General features: G+C 67.4%; 15 protein-coding genes, 1 tRNA gene, 1 pseudogene and 1 riboswitch. Of the genes and pseudogenes, 10 read left to right on the forward strand and 7 right to left on the reverse strand.

Annotated features, from left to right (window positions below):
* Positions 1-33: 33 nt before the first annotated feature.
* Both BMZ38_RS10010 and nth read left to right on the forward strand, forming a co-directional pair.
* Positions 34-642, forward strand: a complete 609-nt coding sequence (locus BMZ38_RS10010; protein WP_091336967.1) for an RnfABCDGE type electron transport complex subunit B — start codon at positions 34-36, stop codon at positions 640-642.
* The gene (gene nth, locus BMZ38_RS10015) at positions 639-1,277 is read left to right on the forward strand and encodes an endonuclease III (RefSeq protein WP_091336969.1); all 639 of its coding nucleotides are present in this window, start codon (positions 639-641) and stop codon (positions 1,275-1,277) included. Before BMZ38_RS10010 ends, nth begins: the two co-directional genes overlap by 4 nt.
* A gap of 1 nt (position 1,278) precedes the next feature.
* Here the strand turns inward: nth and BMZ38_RS10020 are convergent, their stop codons facing one another.
* The 3 genes from BMZ38_RS10020 to BMZ38_RS10030 all read right to left on the reverse strand — a co-directional run bounded on the left by BMZ38_RS10020 (position 1,279) and on the right by BMZ38_RS10030 (position 4,093).
* Complete coding sequence (locus BMZ38_RS10020; RefSeq protein ID WP_091336971.1) at positions 1,279-2,064, reverse strand: sulfite exporter TauE/SafE family protein; 786 nt, start codon at positions 2,062-2,064, stop codon at positions 1,279-1,281.
* A gap of 42 nt (positions 2,065-2,106) precedes the next feature.
* Positions 2,107-2,532, reverse strand: coding sequence for a protein tyrosine phosphatase family protein (locus BMZ38_RS10025; protein ID WP_091336972.1), 426 nt, complete (start codon positions 2,530-2,532; stop codon positions 2,107-2,109).
* Positions 2,533-2,842: 310 nt separating this feature from the next.
* Positions 2,843-4,093 carry a porin gene (locus tag BMZ38_RS10030; protein WP_091336974.1) on the reverse strand — a complete coding sequence of 417 codons (1,251 nt, stop codon included), beginning with the start codon at positions 4,091-4,093 and terminating at the stop codon, positions 2,843-2,845.
* Positions 4,094-4,286: 193 nt separating this feature from the next.
* On the opposite strand from BMZ38_RS10030, the gene rnt reads away from it, so the two are divergent.
* The 6 genes from rnt to phoU all read left to right on the forward strand — a co-directional run bounded on the left by rnt (position 4,287) and on the right by phoU (position 9,733).
* A complete protein-coding gene (gene rnt / locus BMZ38_RS10035; protein ID WP_091336975.1) occupies positions 4,287-4,946 on the forward strand; it encodes a ribonuclease T in 660 nt (219 codons plus the stop codon).
* Between the two features lie 135 nt (positions 4,947-5,081).
* Positions 5,082-6,116: a phosphate ABC transporter substrate-binding protein PstS gene (gene pstS / locus BMZ38_RS10040; RefSeq protein ID WP_091336977.1), complete on the forward strand. Its 1,035-nt coding sequence runs from the start codon at positions 5,082-5,084 to the stop codon at positions 6,114-6,116.
* Positions 6,117-6,233: 117 nt separating this feature from the next.
* Positions 6,234-7,253 carry a phosphate ABC transporter permease subunit PstC gene (gene pstC / locus BMZ38_RS10045; protein ID WP_091336979.1) on the forward strand — a complete coding sequence of 340 codons (1,020 nt, stop codon included), beginning with the start codon at positions 6,234-6,236 and terminating at the stop codon, positions 7,251-7,253.
* Positions 7,253-8,119, forward strand: a complete 867-nt coding sequence (gene pstA / locus BMZ38_RS10050) for a phosphate ABC transporter permease PstA (RefSeq protein ID WP_091336981.1) — start codon at positions 7,253-7,255, stop codon at positions 8,117-8,119. The genes pstC and pstA overlap by 1 nt, the downstream gene beginning before the upstream one ends.
* Positions 8,112-8,924 carry a phosphate ABC transporter ATP-binding protein PstB gene (gene pstB / locus BMZ38_RS10055; protein ID WP_091336982.1) on the forward strand — a complete coding sequence of 271 codons (813 nt, stop codon included), beginning with the start codon at positions 8,112-8,114 and terminating at the stop codon, positions 8,922-8,924. The genes pstA and pstB overlap by 8 nt, the downstream gene beginning before the upstream one ends.
* Before the next feature lie 86 nt (positions 8,925-9,010).
* The gene (gene phoU / locus BMZ38_RS10060) at positions 9,011-9,733 is read left to right on the forward strand and encodes a phosphate signaling complex protein PhoU (RefSeq protein WP_091336983.1); all 723 of its coding nucleotides are present in this window, start codon (positions 9,011-9,013) and stop codon (positions 9,731-9,733) included.
* A 56-nt stretch (positions 9,734-9,789) separates the two neighbouring features.
* Here the strand turns inward: phoU and BMZ38_RS10065 are convergent, their stop codons facing one another.
* The 3 genes from BMZ38_RS10065 to rnr are packed head-to-tail and all read right to left on the reverse strand — an operon-like array spanning position 9,790 to position 13,654.
* The gene (locus tag BMZ38_RS10065) at positions 9,790-10,071 is read right to left on the reverse strand and encodes a CBU_0592 family membrane protein (RefSeq protein ID WP_091336984.1); all 282 of its coding nucleotides are present in this window, start codon (positions 10,069-10,071) and stop codon (positions 9,790-9,792) included.
* Complete coding sequence (gene rlmB, locus BMZ38_RS10070; RefSeq protein ID WP_091336985.1) at positions 10,068-10,820, reverse strand: 23S rRNA (guanosine(2251)-2'-O)-methyltransferase RlmB; 753 nt, start codon at positions 10,818-10,820, stop codon at positions 10,068-10,070. The genes BMZ38_RS10065 and rlmB overlap by 4 nt, the downstream gene beginning before the upstream one ends.
* Positions 10,817-13,654 (reverse strand): ribonuclease R, encoded by a 2,838-nt coding sequence (gene rnr, locus BMZ38_RS10075; protein WP_425477774.1) that lies wholly within the window; start codon positions 13,652-13,654, stop codon positions 10,817-10,819. The genes rlmB and rnr overlap by 4 nt, the downstream gene beginning before the upstream one ends.
* A gap of 136 nt (positions 13,655-13,790) precedes the next feature.
* Between rnr and BMZ38_RS10080 the strand changes: the two genes are divergently transcribed.
* A tRNA-Leu gene (locus BMZ38_RS10080) sits at positions 13,791-13,875 on the forward strand.
* A 68-nt stretch (positions 13,876-13,943) separates the two neighbouring features.
* Here the strand turns inward: BMZ38_RS10080 and BMZ38_RS10085 are convergent.
* Positions 13,944-14,162 (reverse strand): annotated as a pseudogene (locus tag BMZ38_RS10085) (VOC family protein); the annotation flags it as partial.
* 160 nt (positions 14,163-14,322) lie between these two features.
* Positions 14,323-14,431: riboswitch (glycine riboswitch) on the forward strand.
* Between the two features lie 38 nt (positions 14,432-14,469).
* Here BMZ38_RS10085 and gcvP point away from each other — a divergent pair.
* Positions 14,470-17,412: an aminomethyl-transferring glycine dehydrogenase gene (gene gcvP, locus BMZ38_RS10090; RefSeq protein ID WP_091336991.1), complete on the forward strand. Its 2,943-nt coding sequence runs from the start codon at positions 14,470-14,472 to the stop codon at positions 17,410-17,412.
* Positions 17,413-17,430: the final 18 nt, after the last annotated feature.

Genomic DNA, 17,430 nt, shown 5'->3' on the forward strand with positions numbered 1-17,430 from the left:
GACAGCACCACGACGACACGCTCGCATACCGCCATGCCCACCCTCGCCGACTGCCTCGATGCCCTGCTGCCGCAGACGCAGTGCGAGCAATGCGGCTTCCATGGCTGCCGTCCGTACGCCGAAGCGATGGCGCGCGGCGAGGCGCCGATCAACCGCTGCCCGCCCGGCGGCGCGGCGGGCATCGCCAAGCTGGCGGCATTGCTGGGTGCCCCCGTGCTGCCGCTCGATCCCGGGCATGGCGTGGAGAAGCCGCGCACGCTCGCGCGCATCGTCGAAGCCGATTGCATCGGCTGCACCAAGTGCATACAGGCCTGTCCGGTCGACGCCATCGTCGGAGCCGCCAAGCTGATGCATACGGTGCTGCCCGACCAATGCACCGGCTGCGAGCTGTGCGTGCCGGCCTGCCCGGTCGACTGCATCGTGCTCGAGCCCATGCCGAGGGAGCAGGTGGAAGATCCGGCACACGCTGACGCCTCGCGCACGCACTTCCAGCGCCGCGAGGCGCGCCTGGCCCGCGAACGTGCCGGACGCGAGGCCGAGCTGGCCGCGCGCAAGGCCGCCGTCGATACGATCGCCACCCCGCAGAGCCCGGTGCTCGCCGCGCTCGCCCGCGCCCGTGCCAGGCAGGACTCGAAGGCATGAAGCGCGCCGATATCGTCGAGCTCTTCACGCGACTGCGCGAGCTCAACCCGCACCCGACCACGGAACTGGAATACCGCACGCCATTCGAGCTGCTGGTCGCCGTGGTGCTCTCGGCGCAGGCCACCGACGTCGGCGTCAACAAGGCCACGCGCAAGCTTTACCCGAAGGCCAACACGCCGCGGGCCATCCTGGCGCTGGGCGAGGAAGGCCTCAAGCGCTACATCAGCACGATCGGCCTGTACAACGCCAAGGCGAAGAACGTGATTGCGCTTTGCCGCCTCCTGGTCGAGCAGCACGGCGGCGAAGTGCCACGTACCCGGGAGGCGCTCGAAGCCCTGCCCGGCGTGGGCCGCAAGACCGCCAACGTCGTGCTCAACACGGCCTTCGGCGAGCCCACCATCGCGGTCGACACGCACATCTTCCGCGTCTCCAATCGCACCGGCCTGGCGCCCGGCAAGGACGTGCGGGCGGTCGAGGACAAGCTGGAAAAAGTGGTGCCGGCCGAGTTCAAGAAGGACGCCCACCACTGGCTGATCCTGCACGGCCGCTACGTGTGCAAGGCGCGCAAGCCCGACTGTCCGGCGTGCCCCATCCGCGACCTGTGCCAGTACAAGCACAAGACGCCACCGGCGTAGCTCACGCGCCTTGCGTCGACGAGCGGTAGAGCATGTAGATCGCCACCAGCACGATCACGCCGGCGAAGACCACGTTGAGCGCGCCGCGTGTGCCGGCCAGGCGATGCGCGCCCAGGGCGCCGAGCCAGCCGCCGACCACGCCGCCGCCGATGAACTCGGCGGCGATGCGCCAGTCGACCATGCCTGAGGCCGCATAGTTGCCCGCAGTGGTCGCCGCGAAGGTGCCCACGGAGAACAGCGAGGTGCCGATCGCGTTGATGATCTCCATGCCGCTGGCGAACATCAGCCCCGGCACGATCAGGAAGCCGCCGCCGATTCCGAAGAAACCGGCAAGGCCGCCGGCACCGAGGCCTACCGCCCCCAGCCGCGGCAAGGTGCTGGGCAAGGGATAGCGGTCCGCTCCGCCGGCGCGCCTTCCGCGCAGCATCAGGAACGCCACCACCAGCATCAGCAGCGCGAACAGCGCCAGCAGGCGATGGCCGTCCATCGCCTTGCCGACGCTGGACCCGAGCCAGGCGCCCAACACGCCGGCGGCGGCAAACACGAATGCGGCGCGCCAGCGCACGTGGCCGGCGCGCGCATGCGGGAGCAGGTTGGCGAAGGCATTGGCCGATACCGCCAGTGCGCTGGTGCCGATCGCCACGTGCGGGTCGCGCACGCCAACGACGTAGAGCAGCAGCGGCGTGGCCAGGATCGAGCCGCCGCCGCCAATCAGCGCGAGCGAAAAACCCACGACCGAGCCGCACAGCACCGCCAGCAGTTCGCCGGCTTCGGGCGACAGGCTCATCGCGATCCGCGCCGCGCGCGGGGGGAATGTGCCGGCGTCGACTCAACCATGCCGCATCGCCCGTAGCCGCGGCGCCAGCGCGGCCAGGTCGTAGCCCGCGTCGCCGGCCACCTTCACCAGCGCCTCGGGCTCGGTGCCGCGGGCGGCCTGCAATGCCCACAGCGATGTCGATCGCGTCCCGGTGCGACAGAAGGCGAGCACCGGCGCGGGCAGTTCGTCGAGCGCCTGCGCCATCGCATCGATCACCTCCGGCTCGTAGTGCCCCGGCACCACCGGGATGTAGCGATACGCCAGGCCATGTGCGGCGGCGGACGCCGCCATCGCGGCGCTGTCCGGCTGCTCATCGACCTCGCCGTCCGGCCGATTGTTGATGACGCTGCGGAAGCCGGCGGCGGCGAGGTCGGCCAGTTCCCCAGGCAGGATCTGCGGTGAGACGCTGACTTCGTCGGTTAGCTTGCGGATGTGCATGGCTGGGGCTCCGGTGGCGCCGAAGGCGGCGACGCGACCTTAGCAGCAGGCTCGTGCCTGCTGCACCGGCCCTGTCGCCTGGCCGTGCGCCGGGCGTGCAGATTCCGTCCGGGTAGGGTGACTCCTGCGCGCTAAGGATTCGCGCAAGGAATGAAACGTCCGGGGATGGAAAAAAATAACGGCGGGCTTGCGGCCCGCCGTCGTCCCTCCCTGGGTAGAACTCCCTTCCGATAACCGCTCCTTGACACCCGGCTAATGATCCACGCGCCGCGTGAAGGTTTCTTCAAGGGCCGCCAAAGGCAGCGCCCGACTAGAACGCGACCTCGCCGAACACGCCGATTTCGTTCGTCTTGACGTTTTGTACATGCGGCGGCACCGGATCGCTGACCGAATGATCGGCCTTCTCGTGCTTCCACACGGCCGCCAGCTTGAAGCCCTTGGCCACCTGGTACTGCAGGCCGAGGTTGTAGTAGACGTCCTTGGCCTGGCCATCCAGGTCCTTGCTCAGCTTGGCGTTGTCGTAGCGGCCAAACAGGGCGACGTCGTCGGTGAGCGCATACGAGGCCCAGAACGAGTAGCCGTCGGCCTTGTCGCCTACCGGGCTCAGCACCAGGTTGCCCCAATCCTTGGCGGTGAAGTACTCGGCGCCCACGCGGACCTTCTTGTCGGCATAGGCCACCATCACGTCGCCGCGCTGGGCGGTATGCGGCGTGTCGATGCTCTCGGTCTCCTTGCCCAGGTGGCCGCTGTAGCCGCCGACCGCGACGATCATGCCCTCGAACGGCACGAAGCCCACGCGGCCTTCGATGTCCACGCCCTTGCTGCGGCCCGGATTCTTGTAGCCGCCGCCGTTGACCACCGACACCGCGTAGTTGGCGACCTTGTTGGCACCGATGTCGCCACCCAGGTGCACGCCCCAGTCGGCCGAGTTGGCGTACTTCAGGCGATCGGTCAGGGTGTTCTCGACATAGCGGAAGCCGTAGTAGTTCTCCACGAACGGAATCCACGGCATGTCCGCCGAACCGATGCGCAGCACGGCCGCCTGGTCGAACTTGCCCTGCACGTAGGCCTTCTTGACGAACAGGTTGGTCTCGCCGTCGGAGCTGACGTAGTTGAAGTCGGTGGTCAGGTTGGCCGACCAGATGTCGTTGAACTGGTGGTCCACGCCCAGGTAGAAGCGCTTGACGTCCAGGCCCGTACCCGAGGCGTCGGTCTTGCCGGTGTCGCTGTTCTTCTGGTCGATGTTGCTGAAATCGAAGAACATCTTGCCGGAGAACTTCGTATCCGCCAGCGCCTTGTCCAGCGAGGAGGCCGAGGAGGTCTGCGTCTTCTGCAGGGCCTCGATGTTCTGGCCGGTGCTCACGTTGATGTCCGACTGCGCATCGGTGCGCTGCTCCAGCTCGTCGACCTTCGCTTGCAGGGCCGCCAGCTGGGCCTTGAGCTGCTCGACCTCGACGCTGCGCGTCGACTGCGCATCCTGCGGGGCCGGTGCGGCATGCACGCCGGCGCCTGCCAGGCCCAAACCGGCGGCGATCGCCACCACGAGCATCTTCGAACGCATGTGTCTCTCCACTGTTGGTAGGAACCCCTCGACCGCCCCCTTCGATCCGGATGGCCAAGCTGGGATGGGCGGCAGGATGCGTCGCTTCGTTTACGGTTCCATGCCGGTTGTGTGACAGAACGAAGACAGCGCGTGCCTGGGCTGCCCACGCGGGCTTCGCGAGCCGCATGACAGGCGCTGATATGCTTGTCCGATGGAATATGTCAGCAACAGCATGGCCAGCCGCATGTGCCAGCGGTTCCGCGGCTTCATGCCGGTCATCGTCGACGTGGAAACCGGCGGATTCGACGCCGAGCACGACGCGCTGCTGGAGATCGCGGTGGTGACCCTGTGGATGGATGGCGAGGGCTACCTGCACCCGCGACCGCCGGCGTTCACGCACGTGGAGCCCTTCCCCGGCGCGCGCATCGATCCGCGTTCGCTGGAGATTACCGGAATCGACCCGGACAATCCGCTGCGCGGCGCGCTTTCCGAACGCCAGGCGCTCGACCACGTCTTCAATCCGGTCCGCCTGGCGATGCGCGAGAGCGAATGCCAGCGCGCCGTGCTGGTCGGCCACAACGCCGCCTTCGACCTCGCCTTCCTCAACGCCGCGGTGAGGCGTACCGGACACAAGCGCAACCCGTTCCACCCCTTCAGCTGCTTCGACACCGCCACGCTCAGCGGGCTGGCCTATGGGCAGACCGTGCTGAGCAAGGCCGTGCAGGCGGCCGGCCACGCGTTCGACGGGCGCGAGGCGCACTCGGCCATCTACGATGCCGAGCGGACCGCCGAGCTCTTCTGCGCTATCGTCAACCGCTGGCGCAGGCTGGAAACGCTCGAACGCGACCAGGTCGGACTGACCTTGAGCTGAGCCATTTCGTGACGGTTGCGCGCAACGTGTCATCACCCTGCAACATTCATCTCATTTCATTGCAACACGCCTGACCTCAAATGCGTCCCGCCGGGAATCCACCCGCGACGCACACTCTCAAGAGGACCGACCGTGTTGAACGCAACCACTACCGTTTCCCGCCTCGGTACGGCCGCCGTGCTGGCCGCCGCCACGCTGCTGGGCGCCAATACCGCCCGCGCCACCGACATCACCGGCGCCGGTTCGAGCTTCGTCTATCCGGTGATCTCCAAATGGTCCGCCGCCTATGCCGAAAAGACCGGCAACCACCTCAACTACCAGTCGGTTGGTTCCGGCGCCGGCATCGCGCAGATCAAGGAAGGCACCATCGATTTCGGCGCGTCCGACGCTCCGATGAGCAGCGAGGACCTCGCCAAGTACGGCCTCGGCCAATTCCCGATCGTGGTCGGCGGCATCGTGCCGGTGGTCAACATCTCCGGTGTTTCCGCCGATCAGATGAAGCTCGACGGCCAGACGCTCGCCGAGATCTTCATGGGCAACATCAAGAACTGGAACGACCCTAAGATCGCCGCGCTGAATCCGGGGCTCAAGCTGCCTTCCAAGCACATCACCGTCGTGCACCGCTCGGACGGCTCGGGCACCACCTTCAACTTCACCAATTACCTCAGCAAGGTCAGCCCGGCCTGGGGCAGCTCGGTCAAGTTCGGCACCTCGGTGAAGTGGCCGACCGGCGTGGGCGGCAAGGGCAACGAGGGCGTCTCGCAGTACGTGCGCCAGATCGCCGGCTCCATCGGCTACGTCGAATACGCCTATGCCAAGCAGAACAAGATCGCCTGGGTGGACATGAAGAATGCGGCTGGCAAGGTGCTCAAGCCCGACGCCGCCGGCTTCGCCGCCGCGGCGGCGACCGCCGACTGGGCCGGTGCGAAGGACTTCAACCTGATCATGACCAACGCCCCGGGCGCCAATGCGTGGCCGATCACCGCCACCACCTGGGCGATCATGTACAAGAAGCCGAAGAACGCCGAACACACCAAGGTGGTGTTCGACTTCTTCAAGTGGTCCTACGCCAACGGCCAGCCCCAGGCGCAGGCGCTGGACTACGTCCCGCTGCCGCCGAGCCTGGTGCAGAAGATCGAAGCCTACTGGGCTTCGGATTTCCAGAAGTAAGGCGTTGACCGGCGCGGGCGACCGCGCCGGCCCTCCGGCCGCCCCGATGACCCGGGGCGGCTTTCCGTTGATGGAAGACGCCTGATCATCCGTTCCACGCAAGGACCGAAGCTGACCATGTCCAGCCTGCCCTCCGTCGCTGCACCGCCCCCCGACCAGGACGTGCGCAGCCGGCTCGATGCCCGTAACGACCGCTGGTTCGCCTGGCTGCTCAAGGGCTGTGCGCTGCTCGTGCTGGCAGCGCTGCTGGGTGCCGCGTTCGCCACCCTGTGGGGCGGGCGCCATGCCTTCTCGACCTTCGGCTGGCACTTCCTGGTCAGTCCGGCATGGGATCCGGGCACGGACACCTACGGCGCGCTGGTACCGGTGTATGGCACGGTCGTGACGTCGCTGGTCGCCGTCGTGCTGGCGGTGCCGGTGAGCTTCGGCATCGCCCTGTTCCTCACCGAGGTGGCGCCCGGCTGGCTGCGTACACCGATCGCTTCGGCGATCGAATTGCTGGCGGGCATCCCTTCGATCATCTACGGCATGTGGGGGCTGTTCCTGTTCGCCCCGTTCTTTGCCGAACACATCAAGCCCTGGCTGACCGCCTACCTGGGCAACAACCCCGACGGCGACCACCCGTCGTGGGTGTACGACCACTTGCCCTTCATCGGCAAGCTGTTTTCCACCGATTACCCGTTCGGCGCCAGCGTGCTCACCGCCGGCATCGTGCTGGCGATCATGATCATCCCGTTCATTTCCTCGGTCATGCGCGAGGTCTTCATGACCGTGCCCACGCGTCTGAAGGAGTCGGCCTACGCGCTGGGCTCGAGCACATGGGAAGTGGTGTGGGACATCGTCCTTCCCTACACCCGCTCGGCGGTGATCGGCGGCATCTTCCTCGGCCTGGGCCGTGCATTGGGCGAAACCATGGCGGTCACCTTCGTGCTCGGCAACACGCTCAACCTGTCCGCCTCGCTGCTGGATCCGGGCGCTTCGATCGCCTCGACCATCGCCAACCAGTTCAGCGAGGCGGTCGGCCTGCAGAAGTCGGCGCTTATGGCGCTCGCCTTCCTGCTGTTCGTGGTGACCTTCATCGTGCTGCTGATTGCGCGCCTGATGCTGCGCCGACTCGCGATCAAGGAGGGCCGCTGATGGAAACGCTGTATCTGCGCCGCCGCGTGACCAACGCACTGGCGATCCTGCTGAGCCTGGCCGCGACCGCAATCGGCCTGGGCTTCCTCGCATGGATCCTGTGGGATACCGTCCAGCAGGGCATCGCCGCGCTGAACCTCAAGCTGTTCACCACGATCACCGCATACGGCGACACCGGCGGCCTGTCCAATGCGATGGTCGGCAGCCTGATCATCAATGCCATCGGAATCGCGATCGCCACCCCGATCGGCGTGGCCGCCGGGACCTGGCTGGCCGAGTATGCCAACCGCACCAAGCTGGGCGAGTCGATCCGCTTCCTCAACGACATCCTGCTGTCGGCGCCGTCGATCGTGCTGGGCCTTTTCGTCTACACCATCGTCGTATTGCCGAGTACCGCGATCACGCACGGCAATACCTCGTTCTCCGGCCTGGCCGGCGGCATCGCGCTGGCGCTGATCGCGCTGCCGGTGATCGTGCGTACGACCGACGAGATGCTGCGCCTGGTGCCGGCGACGCTGCGCGAGGCCGCGCTGTCGCTCGGCATCCCGCAGTGGAAGCTGACCATGCAGGTGCTGATCCGCGCCGCGCGCTCGGGCATCATCACCGGCGTGCTGCTGGCGCTGGCGCGCATCAGCGGCGAAACCGCACCGCTGCTGTTCACCGCCTTTGGCAACAACTACATGGCGCTCAGCCCGCTGGACAAGATGGCCAGCCTGCCGCAGGTCATCTACCAGTACGCCAACGATCCGGGCGAGGCCATGCATGCGCTGGCCTGGGCCGGCGCGTTCGTGGTCACGATGTTCGTGCTGCTGCTGAGCCTGGCCTCGCGCCTGGCGTTCTCCCGCAACAAGGTGTCCCATGACTGAACCCAACGTCCGTTTCGATCAGGTGCAGCCGGTGGGAGAGGCTGCCGTGGCCGAGCCGAAGCTGAAGGTGCGCGACGTGCACTTCTACTACAACGGCTTCCATGCCCTCAAAGGCATCAGCATGGATATTCCCGAGCGCCAGGTCACGGCGATCATCGGGCCATCGGGTTGCGGCAAGTCCACCCTGCTGCGCATCTTCAACCGCATCTATGCCATCTACCCCAAGCTCGAGGCCAGGGGCTCGATCGAACTGGACGGCGAGAACATCCTCGATCCCCGCTATTCGATGAACCGCCTGCGCGGCAAGGTCGGCATGGTGTTCCAGAAGCCGGTGCCGTTCCCGATGACGATCTTCGAGAACGTTGCCTACGGCATCCGCCACCACGAGAAGCTGTCGCGCAAGGCCATGGAGGAGCGCGTGGAACAGGCGCTGCGCAGCGCGGCGTTGTGGGACGAGGTCAGGGACAAGCTCAAGCAGAACGCACTGGGCCTGTCCGGCGGACAGCAGCAGCGGCTCTGCATCGCGCGCGCGATCGCCCTGAAACCCGAGGTGCTGCTTCTGGACGAGCCGACCTCCGCACTCGACCCGATCGCCACCGGCCGCATCGAGCAGCTGATCGAAGAGCTCAAGACCCAGTACACGATCGTCATCGTCACCCACAACATGCAGCAGGCGGCGCGCGTGTCCGACCAGACGGCCTTCATGTACCTGGGCGAGCTGATCGAGTTCGACAATACCGAGAAGATCTTCACCAAGCCGGGCAAGAAGCAGACCGAGGACTACATCACCGGCCGCTTCGGCTGACCCATCTGCCCCCCTCCCCACCAGGGAGGGGGCCGGGGTGAGGGGCCACGCCGCGAAACCCTGTCCCACCCGCACGGACACCCACCATGACGACCTCCAAAGACCACATCATCAAAAGCTACGACAGCGAACTGGCGCGCCTGACCGGCGAGATCGTGCGCATGGGCGAGCTGGCCGCCGCGCAGCTCGAGGCGGCCATCGACGTGGTCGAGCGCCGCGACGACCGGGCGGCCAATCGCGTGGTCGCCAACGACGATGCCATCGACACGCTGGAGCAGGAAATCGGCCATGACGTCATTCGCCTGCTCGCCCTGCGCGCACCGATGGCAGGCGACCTGAGAAATGTCTTCACCGCACTGCGCATTGCCTCCGACATCGAACGCATCGGCGACTATGCCGCCAACGTCGCCAAGCGCTCGATTCCGCTGTCGATGGTCGCGCCGATCGCACCGACCAGGGGACTGGGGCTGCTCGCCAAGCTGGCGGCCGCCGAAGTACGCGACGTGCTGTCTGCCTACGCCCGGCAGGATGCCGAACAGGGCTACCAGGTGTGGAAGCGCGACGCCGAACTGGACGAGGCCTACACCGGCTACTTCCGCCAGTTGCTGACCTACATGATGGAAGACCCGCGCAACATCACGCCGTGCACGCACCTGCTGTTCATGGCCAAGAACATCGAGCGCATCGGCGACCACGCAACCAACATCGCCGAGAACCTGTGGTACCAGGTGTACGGCGAACCGCTGGACAAGCAGCGGGACAAGCGCGACCTGACCTCGAATCCGGAGATGCCCAGGCTGGGCGGCTGAGGCTGGCTTTCCCTCCCGCCCGCCGCACCACGGCGCGGCCGGGCCTGGCGAAGAACTCAGGCGTCCGGCCGGGTCATCCGCTCGGTCTGCCGCCGCCTGGCGCTGCGCACGATGCCGAAGATGCCAATCGCCATCCATGCGATCTCGAGTGCAAAGGCCGAGGCGTTGAAGCTCCCGAACAGCAACGACAAGGCCACGCCCAGCGCGCCGAAGACGTTCATCAGCTGGTAGGTGATCCCGTTGCCGTGCAGCTTGTGGGCCTGCAGCAGCAGGAACGCGAGCAGCACCAGCACCACCCCGATGAACCCGGCCCAGTCGTACCAGAACAGCGTGCTCATCGTTTCGCCGCCCGCTGTCGCAGCGCCTCGAACAGCACCACGCCGGTCGCGACCGAGACGTTGAGGCTTTCCATCGCACCCGGCATCGGGATCTTCGCCACGAAGTCGCACAGTTCGCGGGTGAGCCGGCGCATGCCCTCGCCCTCGCTGCCGAGCACCAGCGCCACCGGGCCGCGGAAGTCGACCTCATAGACGGACGTCTCGGTGTCGCCGGCCAGGCCGGTGATCCACACGCCGGCGTCCTTCAGCTCGCGCAACGTGCGCGCCAGGTTGGTGACCGCGACCAGCGGCACGCGGTCGGCGCCGCCGGCCGAGGCGCGACGCACCACCGGCGTCAGGCCGACGGCGCGGTCCTTCGGCACGATCACCGCCGTGACCTTCGCCGCTGCCGCCGAACGCAGGCAGGCGCCTAGGTTGTGCGGATCGGTGATGCCATCCAGCACCAGCACCAGCGTTTCCATGCCGTCGCGCTCGAGCAGTCCGGCCAGCTCGTCCTCGTGCGTCATCGGCGGCGGCTCGTACAGCGCCACGATACCCTGGTGGCGCGCCTGCCCGGCCAGCTTGTCCAGCTGCTCGCGCGGGCGGTGGTGCACCGGGATGTGGTGGGCGCGCGCCTGGTCGACGAGCTCCTTGATGCGCGTGTTGCGCTGCGCGGTGGCAATGTCCACCAGCAGCTCGCGCACGCGCGAAGCGTCGTTGGCGAGGGCGCCCTCGACCGGGTTGATGCCGATGATCCAGCTTTCGCTCATGCCTTGCCCTTGGGTTTGCGTTGCCGGCCCGGGCGCCTGGTGGCATCAGACGCGGCTTCCAGTGCCTTGCGCTTGCCGCCACCAACCTCGCCCGGCGCGGTCGGGTTGTCGCTGGCACGCTTGCCCTTGGCCGGGCTGCCTGCCTGGCTACCTCGAGCCTGTTGGCCCTTGGCCTGGCCGGTCGTGCCCTGGCTGCCCCTGGCTCGCGCCCCCGCCGATTCGGGCGGGATGGCCGGCCGGCCGATCGCCTCGGACGCCAGCTTGCTCGCCTTGCCCCGCACTCTCGGCTGGCCGGCCCCGGACGGAACCGCCGGCCGCCCCGCCGCCTCGGACACCCGCTTGGCCTTGCCGCGGGGGGCGCGATTATCGCTCACGGCGACCACCACTGGCGCAGGTTCGGCCGGCCTCGGCGCGCCGCGCCCGAACGCCCGGCCCACCGCACGGGCGGCGCGGCCAAACATGCCGGGCGGCTTGGCCGCAGGCGCGCTGCCCGGCCTGGGCAACGAGTAGCGCTCGCCGCTGGCGCTGTAGTCGTGCGCCTTGCGTGGCTCCTTCGAGGGTTGCGCCGGCCCGCGCTGCGGCACCAGGCGGAAGTCGATCTTGCGGTCTTCCAGGCTGGCGCGCAGCACCTGCACGCGCACGTGGTCGCCCAGGCGGAACTGCTCGCCCGTGCGTTCGCCCTTGAGCAGCTTGCGAGTGGGATCGAAGTGGTAGTAGTCGTTGGCCAGCTGGCTGATGTGCACCAGGCCGGACACCCGCGACTCCTCCAGCTCGACGAACAGGCCGAACGAGGTCACCCCGGTGATCACGCCGTCGAACTCGCTGCCGACGTGCTTGGACATCCACGCGGTCTTGAAGCGCTCGTCGACGTCGCGCTCGGCTTCCTCGGCGCGGCGTTCGCGCTGCGAGCAATGCACTGCCATCGCCGCCATCTCGGCCGGCGTGTAGACGTAGTCGTTCGGTTTGCCGCCGGTCAGCGCATACCGGATCGCGCGATGCACCAGCAGGTCCGGATAGCGCCGGATCGGCGAAGTGAAATGCGCGTAGGCCTCCAGCGACAGGCCGAAGTGTCCGCGATTTTCCGGCTGGTAGGCGGCCATGCTCTGCGAACGCAGCAGCACCGACTGGATCAGCTCGCGCTCGGGACGGTCGTGCACCAGCGCCAGGATGTCGGCGAAATCGCCCGGCGTGACCTCTTCCACCGGCGGCATGCGCAGCTTGAACTCACGCAGGAACTGCTGCAGGTCCTCGTACTTTTCCGCCGGCGGCGGCTCGTGCGCGCGGAACAGCGCGGGGATCTTCTTCCTGCTGAGAAACGTCGCCGCCTGCACGTTGGCGGCAATCATGCACTCCTCGATCAGCTTGTGCGCATCGTTGCGCTCTGTCGCGCCCATGGACTCGACTTCGCCGCGCTGGTCGAGCCGGAACTTCACTTCGGGTGTCTCGAAGTCGATCGCGCCGCGACGCTTGCGCTGCGCTGCCATCGCCTTGTAGAGCGTGTGCAGGTGTTCCAGTTGAGGCAGCACGTCGGCGACCTGGTCGCGCGCTTCCGGATCGAGCAGGCCCATCGCCTGCCACACGATGTCGTAGGTCAGCCGTGCGTGCGAGCGCATCACCGCGTCGTAGAACCTCGACTTGAGCACTTCGCCGTCGTCGCTGACCAGCATGTCGCACACCATGCACAGCCGCTCGACCTTGGGGTTGAGCGAGCAGATGCCGTTGGAGAGCGTCTCCGGCAGCATCGGCACGACGAAGCCGGGAAAATAGGTCGAGGTGCTGCGCTCGTAGGCCTCTCGGTCCAGCGCCGTGCCGATCCTGACGTAATGCGAGACGTCGGCGATCGCCACGATCAAGCGCCAGCCGCCGCCGCGGCGCGGCTCGGCATAGACCGCGTCATCGAAGTCGCGCGCGTCCGCGCCATCGATGGTCACCAGTGGCAGCTTGCGCAGGTCCACGCGGCCCTGGCGCTCGGCCGCGGTCACTTCCGGCTCGACCTGCGCGGCGTCGCGCAGCACTTCGGGCGGCCAATCGTGCGGCAGGTCGTGGCTGGCGATCGCCATTTCCACCAGCAGCGAAGGCTGCAGTCGTTCGCCCAGCACCGAGACGATGCGGCCGAGCGGGCCGCGATGCTGGGTAGGCGGATCGGTAATTTCGGCCACCACGATCTGGCCGGCGCGCGCGCCCTGTTCCTGCCCCGGCGGCACCATCACGTCCTGGTGCAGCCGGCGGTCATCGGGCGAGACCAGCGTCACGCCGTTCTCGATCACTACCCTGCCAACCAGCCGCGCCGAGCGCCGTTGCAGCACCTCGGCGATCGCACCCTGGCGGCGGCCGCGGCGGTCGATGCCGACCACGCTGGCGAGCACGCGGTCGCCGTGCAGCACCATGCGCATCTGCTGCGGCGAAAGGTAGAGGTCGTCGCCGCCCTCGTCGGGGCGCAGGAAGCCGTAGCCTTCCGCGTTGGCCAGTACTACGCCGGGAATCAGGTCCAGCTTGCGCACCGGCGCAAAATCGCCGCGCCGGCCCTGCAGCAGCTGGCCGTCGCGCACCATCGCGCCCAGGCGCTTGCGCAGCGCATTGATCTCGTACTCGTCCCCCAGTCCCAGCCCTTCGGCGATGCGCGCCTCGCTGAGCATCTCGCCCCGCTCGTCCAGCAACGCCAGGATCGCCTCGCGGCTGGGGATGGGCCGTTCGTAGCGCTGTGCCTCGCGTTCGGCGAACGGATCGCGCCCGCCCTTGGGTCGAGGCGGTGCTGCCTGCGCACGGCGTGCGCGGGGTTTCGGTGCGCCGGAATCGCCGCCCTTGCCGGTGCGGGATGTGTTCTTTCTTGTCACGTAATGTCCTTGTGCCTGAGCGCCACGCAGCATGCCGCGCGGCGCAATGAAATTCCTATCAACGAAGTGTTGACAAGCCTGGGGGAGGTGCCTACTCTACGCGGCTCGCGCAGCCCGAACGGCTCGCGCGACACCTGCCCAGGTGGCGGAATTGGTAGACGCACTAGTTTCAGGTACTAGCGGGTAAAACCGTGGAGGTTCGAGTCCTCTCCTGGGCACCAATTGTAGATGAAGCCCGCCGCAAGGCGGGCTTTTTCGTTTTCGAAATCGCGGGCGAGCTTCGCGATCCCGCTCGCTCCCCCAGCGGCACCAGGTCGATGAGCGACGTACCGGCGCGAAGCTGCACCAGGCCGATGGCGTCCTGGCGCCGCTCCTGGGTACACCCGAGCACGTCGCAGTAGAACGCCTGCATCGCCGCCAGGTCATGCACACGCAACACCACGTGGTCGATCTGCTGGAGCCGGAACGGGGGCATGGGAAGCTCGCTGCGACGAAGGGAGGCGGCCATCCTACAAGCGCCTGCCGCGCGCTTGGGCGGTTAAGCCAATCGGGCACGCGACCGGTGTCCGGCCTGTATAATCGCCCCTTCGCACGCGGCGGGAGAAGCGGGGAACAGCCCGCTGCCGAAGACGCAACGCCCGTAATCGCTCAGGCCCGATACCGCCGCGTGCAAAAACTCTGGAGAGAGCGGTTGAATCCGCCGCCGAAGGGGCACGAAGCAGCCGTCACCTGACAAGCTGCCTCCAAACTCTCAGGCAAAAGGACAGAGGGGCGCCCCGCGTGCGGCACGCACGCGTTGCCTTCGGACGCCCGTCATGAGCCAGACCAAGAACCCCTCGCTGCGCGACCTGGAACACCACGACGCCTTCATCGCGCGCCACATCGGTCCCAACGACACCGAGATCGCGCAGATGCTGCGCACGATCGGCTACGACTCGCTCGAGGCGATGACCGACGCCATCGTGCCCGGCAAGATCAAGTCGCCCGCGCCGCTGGACCTGCCCATGGCGGTCAGCGAAGTCGAGGCGCTCGCCAAGATCCGCGCGATCGCCGACAAGAACCAGGTCTTCAAAAGCTTCATCGGCCAGGGCTACTACGGCACCCACACGCCGAACGTCATCCTGCGCAACATCCTGGAGAACCCGGCCTGGTACACGGCCTACACGCCCTACCAGGCGGAGATCTCCCAGGGCCGCATGGAAGCACTGATCAACTTCCAGACCATGTGCGCCGACCTGACGGGCATGGAGATCGCCAACGCCTCGCTGCTGGACGAAGGCACCGCGGCGGCCGAGGCAATGACGCTGGCCAAGCGCTCGGGCAAATCGAAGTCGAATGTTTTCTTCGTCTCCGACCGCGTCCATCCGCAGACGCTCGAGGTGATCAGGACGCGCGCCGAGGCGATGGGCATCGACCTGCACGTCGGTTCCGATGCTGACGCTGCCAACATCGACAGCTACGGCGTGCTGCTGCAGTACCCGGACACCTTCGGCCACATCGGCGACTACAAGACGCTGGCCGACAGCGTGCACGCGCGCGGCGGCATCGTCTGCGTGGCGACCGACCTGCTCGCGTTGACCCTGATCGCCGCGCCCGGCGACTGGGGCGCGGACATCGTGGTCGGCAACACCCAGCGCTTCGGCGTGCCATACGGCTTCGGCGGCCCGCACGCCGCGTTCATGGCCTGCCGCGACGCCTACAAGCGCTCGATGCCGGGCCGCCTGATCGGCGTCTCCATCGATGCCGAAGGCAAGAAGGCCTACCGCCTGACCTTGCAGACGCGCGAGCAGCACATCCGCCGCGAGAAGGCGACCTCCAACATCTGCACCGCGCAGGTGCTGCTGGCGGTGATGGCGAGCATGTACGCCGTCTACCACGGCCCCGAGGGCCTGACCCGGATCGCCCGCCGCGTGCATCGCCTGACCGCGATCCTGGCCGCCGCGCTGGGCAAGGCTGGCGTGGCCGTGGGCAAGGACTTCTTCGACACGCTGCACATCACCGGCGTCGACGGCAAGGCGATCCTCGCCAAGGCCGAGGTCGCGCGCATCAACCTGCGGCGGATCGATGACGCGAGCGTGAGCATCAGCCTGGACGAAACCAGCACGCGCGCCGACGTCGTCGCGCTGGCGAGCCTGTTCGGGGCAGAGGCGGACATCGACGCGCTCGACGCCGCTACCGCCGACGCCCTGCCCGCCGCAGTCGTGCGCAAGAGCGCCTTCCTCACCCACCCGGTGTTCAACACCCATCACAGCGAGCACGAGCTGCTGCGCTACATGCGCGCGCTGGCGGACAAGGACCTGGCGATGGATCGCACGATGATCCCGCTGGGCTCGTGCACGATGAAGCTCAACGCCACCGCGGAAATGATCCCTGTGACCTGGCCGGAGTTCGGCCAGATCCACCCGCTGGCGCCGGCGTCGCAGACCACGGGCTACCGGGAGCTGATCGACGGCCTGGAAGCCATGCTGGTCGAGTGCACCGGCTACGACGCGGTCAGCCTGCAGCCGAACTCCGGCGCGCAGGGCGAATACGCCGGCCTGCTCGCGATCCGCGCCTACCACCGCTCGCGCGGCGAAGGCCATCGCGACATCTGCCTGATCCCCGAGTCCGCCCACGGCACCAACCCGGCCTCCGCGCAGATGTGCGGCATGCAGGTGGTAGTCACCAAGTGCGACGCCAACGGCAACGTCGACCTGGAAGACATGCGTCGCAATGCGGAGAAGTATTCCGACCGTCTCGCTGCGCTGATGATCACCTACCCGTCCACCCACGGCGTGTTCGAGGAGGACATCGTCGCGATCTGCGACATCGTCCACCAGCACGGCGGCCAGGTGTACACCGACGGCGCCAACATGAACGCGCTGGTCGGCGTGGCCAAGCCCGGCAAGTGGGGCTCGGACGTCTCGCACCTCAACCTGCACAAGACCTTCTGCATCCCGCACGGCGGCGGCGGCCCGGGCGTGGGCCCGTGCGCGGTCAAGTCGCACCTTGAGCCGTTCCTGCCCCGTACTTATGCCGACATCCCTGTCGGCGAAGATCAAAAGGCGGCCACCCATGGCCGCACTCCTCACAACAGCCGCTCGGTTGGGATGGTCTCGGCCGCGAGCTTCGGTAGCGCGTCCATCCTGCCGATCAGCTGGATGTACATCACGCTGATGGGCCGCGAGGGCCTGCGCCGCGCCACCCAGGTGGCGCTGCTCAACGCCAACTACATCGCCAAGCGCCTCAGCCCCCACTACGAGACGCTCTACACCGGCCGCAACGGCCTGGTGGCGCACGAGTGCATCCTGGACCTGCGTCCGCTCAAGGACACCACCGGCATCAGCGCCGAAGACGTGGCCAAGCGCCTGATCGACTTCGGCTTCCATGCCCCGACGCTCAGCTTCCCGGTGGCCGGCACGCTGATGGTCGAGCCGACCGAGTCCGAATCGCAGCAGGAGCTGGACCGCTTCATCGACGCGATGATCCAGATCCGCGACGAGATCCGTGCGATCGAGGACGGCCGCCTGGACCGCGAGGACAACCCGCTCAAGCATGCCCCGCACACTGCCACCCAGGTGTCGGCCACCGAGTGGACCCACGCCTACCCGCGCGAGCTGGCGGCCTTCCCGCTGCCCAGCCTGAAGTTCCAGAAGTACTGGTCGCCTGTGGCCCGCGTGGACAACATCTACGGCGACAAGAACGTGTTCTGCAGCTGCGTGCCGATCAACGACTTCAAGGAAGACATCGAGGCATTCAGCGAGCCGAACGTGTCCTGAGGCGACATCCGCGCCGAA

This window comes from Frateuria terrea, assembly GCF_900115705.1.
Lineage (GTDB): Bacteria > Pseudomonadota > Gammaproteobacteria > Xanthomonadales > Rhodanobacteraceae > Frateuria_A > Frateuria_A terrea.

Bases quoted from the DNA above. Each gene is read 5' to 3' on its own strand.
- BMZ38_RS10010 (WP_091336967.1), top strand. From the start codon at position 34: ATGCCCACCCTCGCCGACTGCCTCGATGCCCTGCTGCCGCAGACGCAG.
- nth (WP_091336969.1), top strand. From the start codon at position 639: ATGAAGCGCGCCGATATCGTCGAGCTCTTCACGCGACTGCGCGAGCTC.
- BMZ38_RS10020 (WP_091336971.1), bottom strand. From the start codon at position 2,064: ATGAGCCTGTCGCCCGAAGCCGGCGAACTGCTGGCGGTGCTGTGCGGC.
- BMZ38_RS10025 (WP_091336972.1), bottom strand. From the start codon at position 2,532: ATGCACATCCGCAAGCTAACCGACGAAGTCAGCGTCTCACCGCAGATC.
- BMZ38_RS10030 (WP_091336974.1), bottom strand. From the start codon at position 4,093: ATGCGTTCGAAGATGCTCGTGGTGGCGATCGCCGCCGGTTTGGGCCTG.
- rnt (WP_091336975.1), top strand. From the start codon at position 4,287: ATGGAATATGTCAGCAACAGCATGGCCAGCCGCATGTGCCAGCGGTTC.
- pstC (WP_091336979.1), top strand. From the start codon at position 6,234: ATGTCCAGCCTGCCCTCCGTCGCTGCACCGCCCCCCGACCAGGACGTG.
- pstA (WP_091336981.1), top strand. From the start codon at position 7,253: ATGGAAACGCTGTATCTGCGCCGCCGCGTGACCAACGCACTGGCGATC.
- pstB (WP_091336982.1), top strand. From the start codon at position 8,112: ATGACTGAACCCAACGTCCGTTTCGATCAGGTGCAGCCGGTGGGAGAG.
- phoU (WP_091336983.1), top strand. From the start codon at position 9,011: ATGACGACCTCCAAAGACCACATCATCAAAAGCTACGACAGCGAACTG.
- BMZ38_RS10065 (WP_091336984.1), bottom strand. From the start codon at position 10,071: ATGAGCACGCTGTTCTGGTACGACTGGGCCGGGTTCATCGGGGTGGTG.
- rlmB (WP_091336985.1), bottom strand. From the start codon at position 10,820: ATGAGCGAAAGCTGGATCATCGGCATCAACCCGGTCGAGGGCGCCCTC.
- gcvP (WP_091336991.1), top strand. From the start codon at position 14,470: ATGAGCCAGACCAAGAACCCCTCGCTGCGCGACCTGGAACACCACGAC.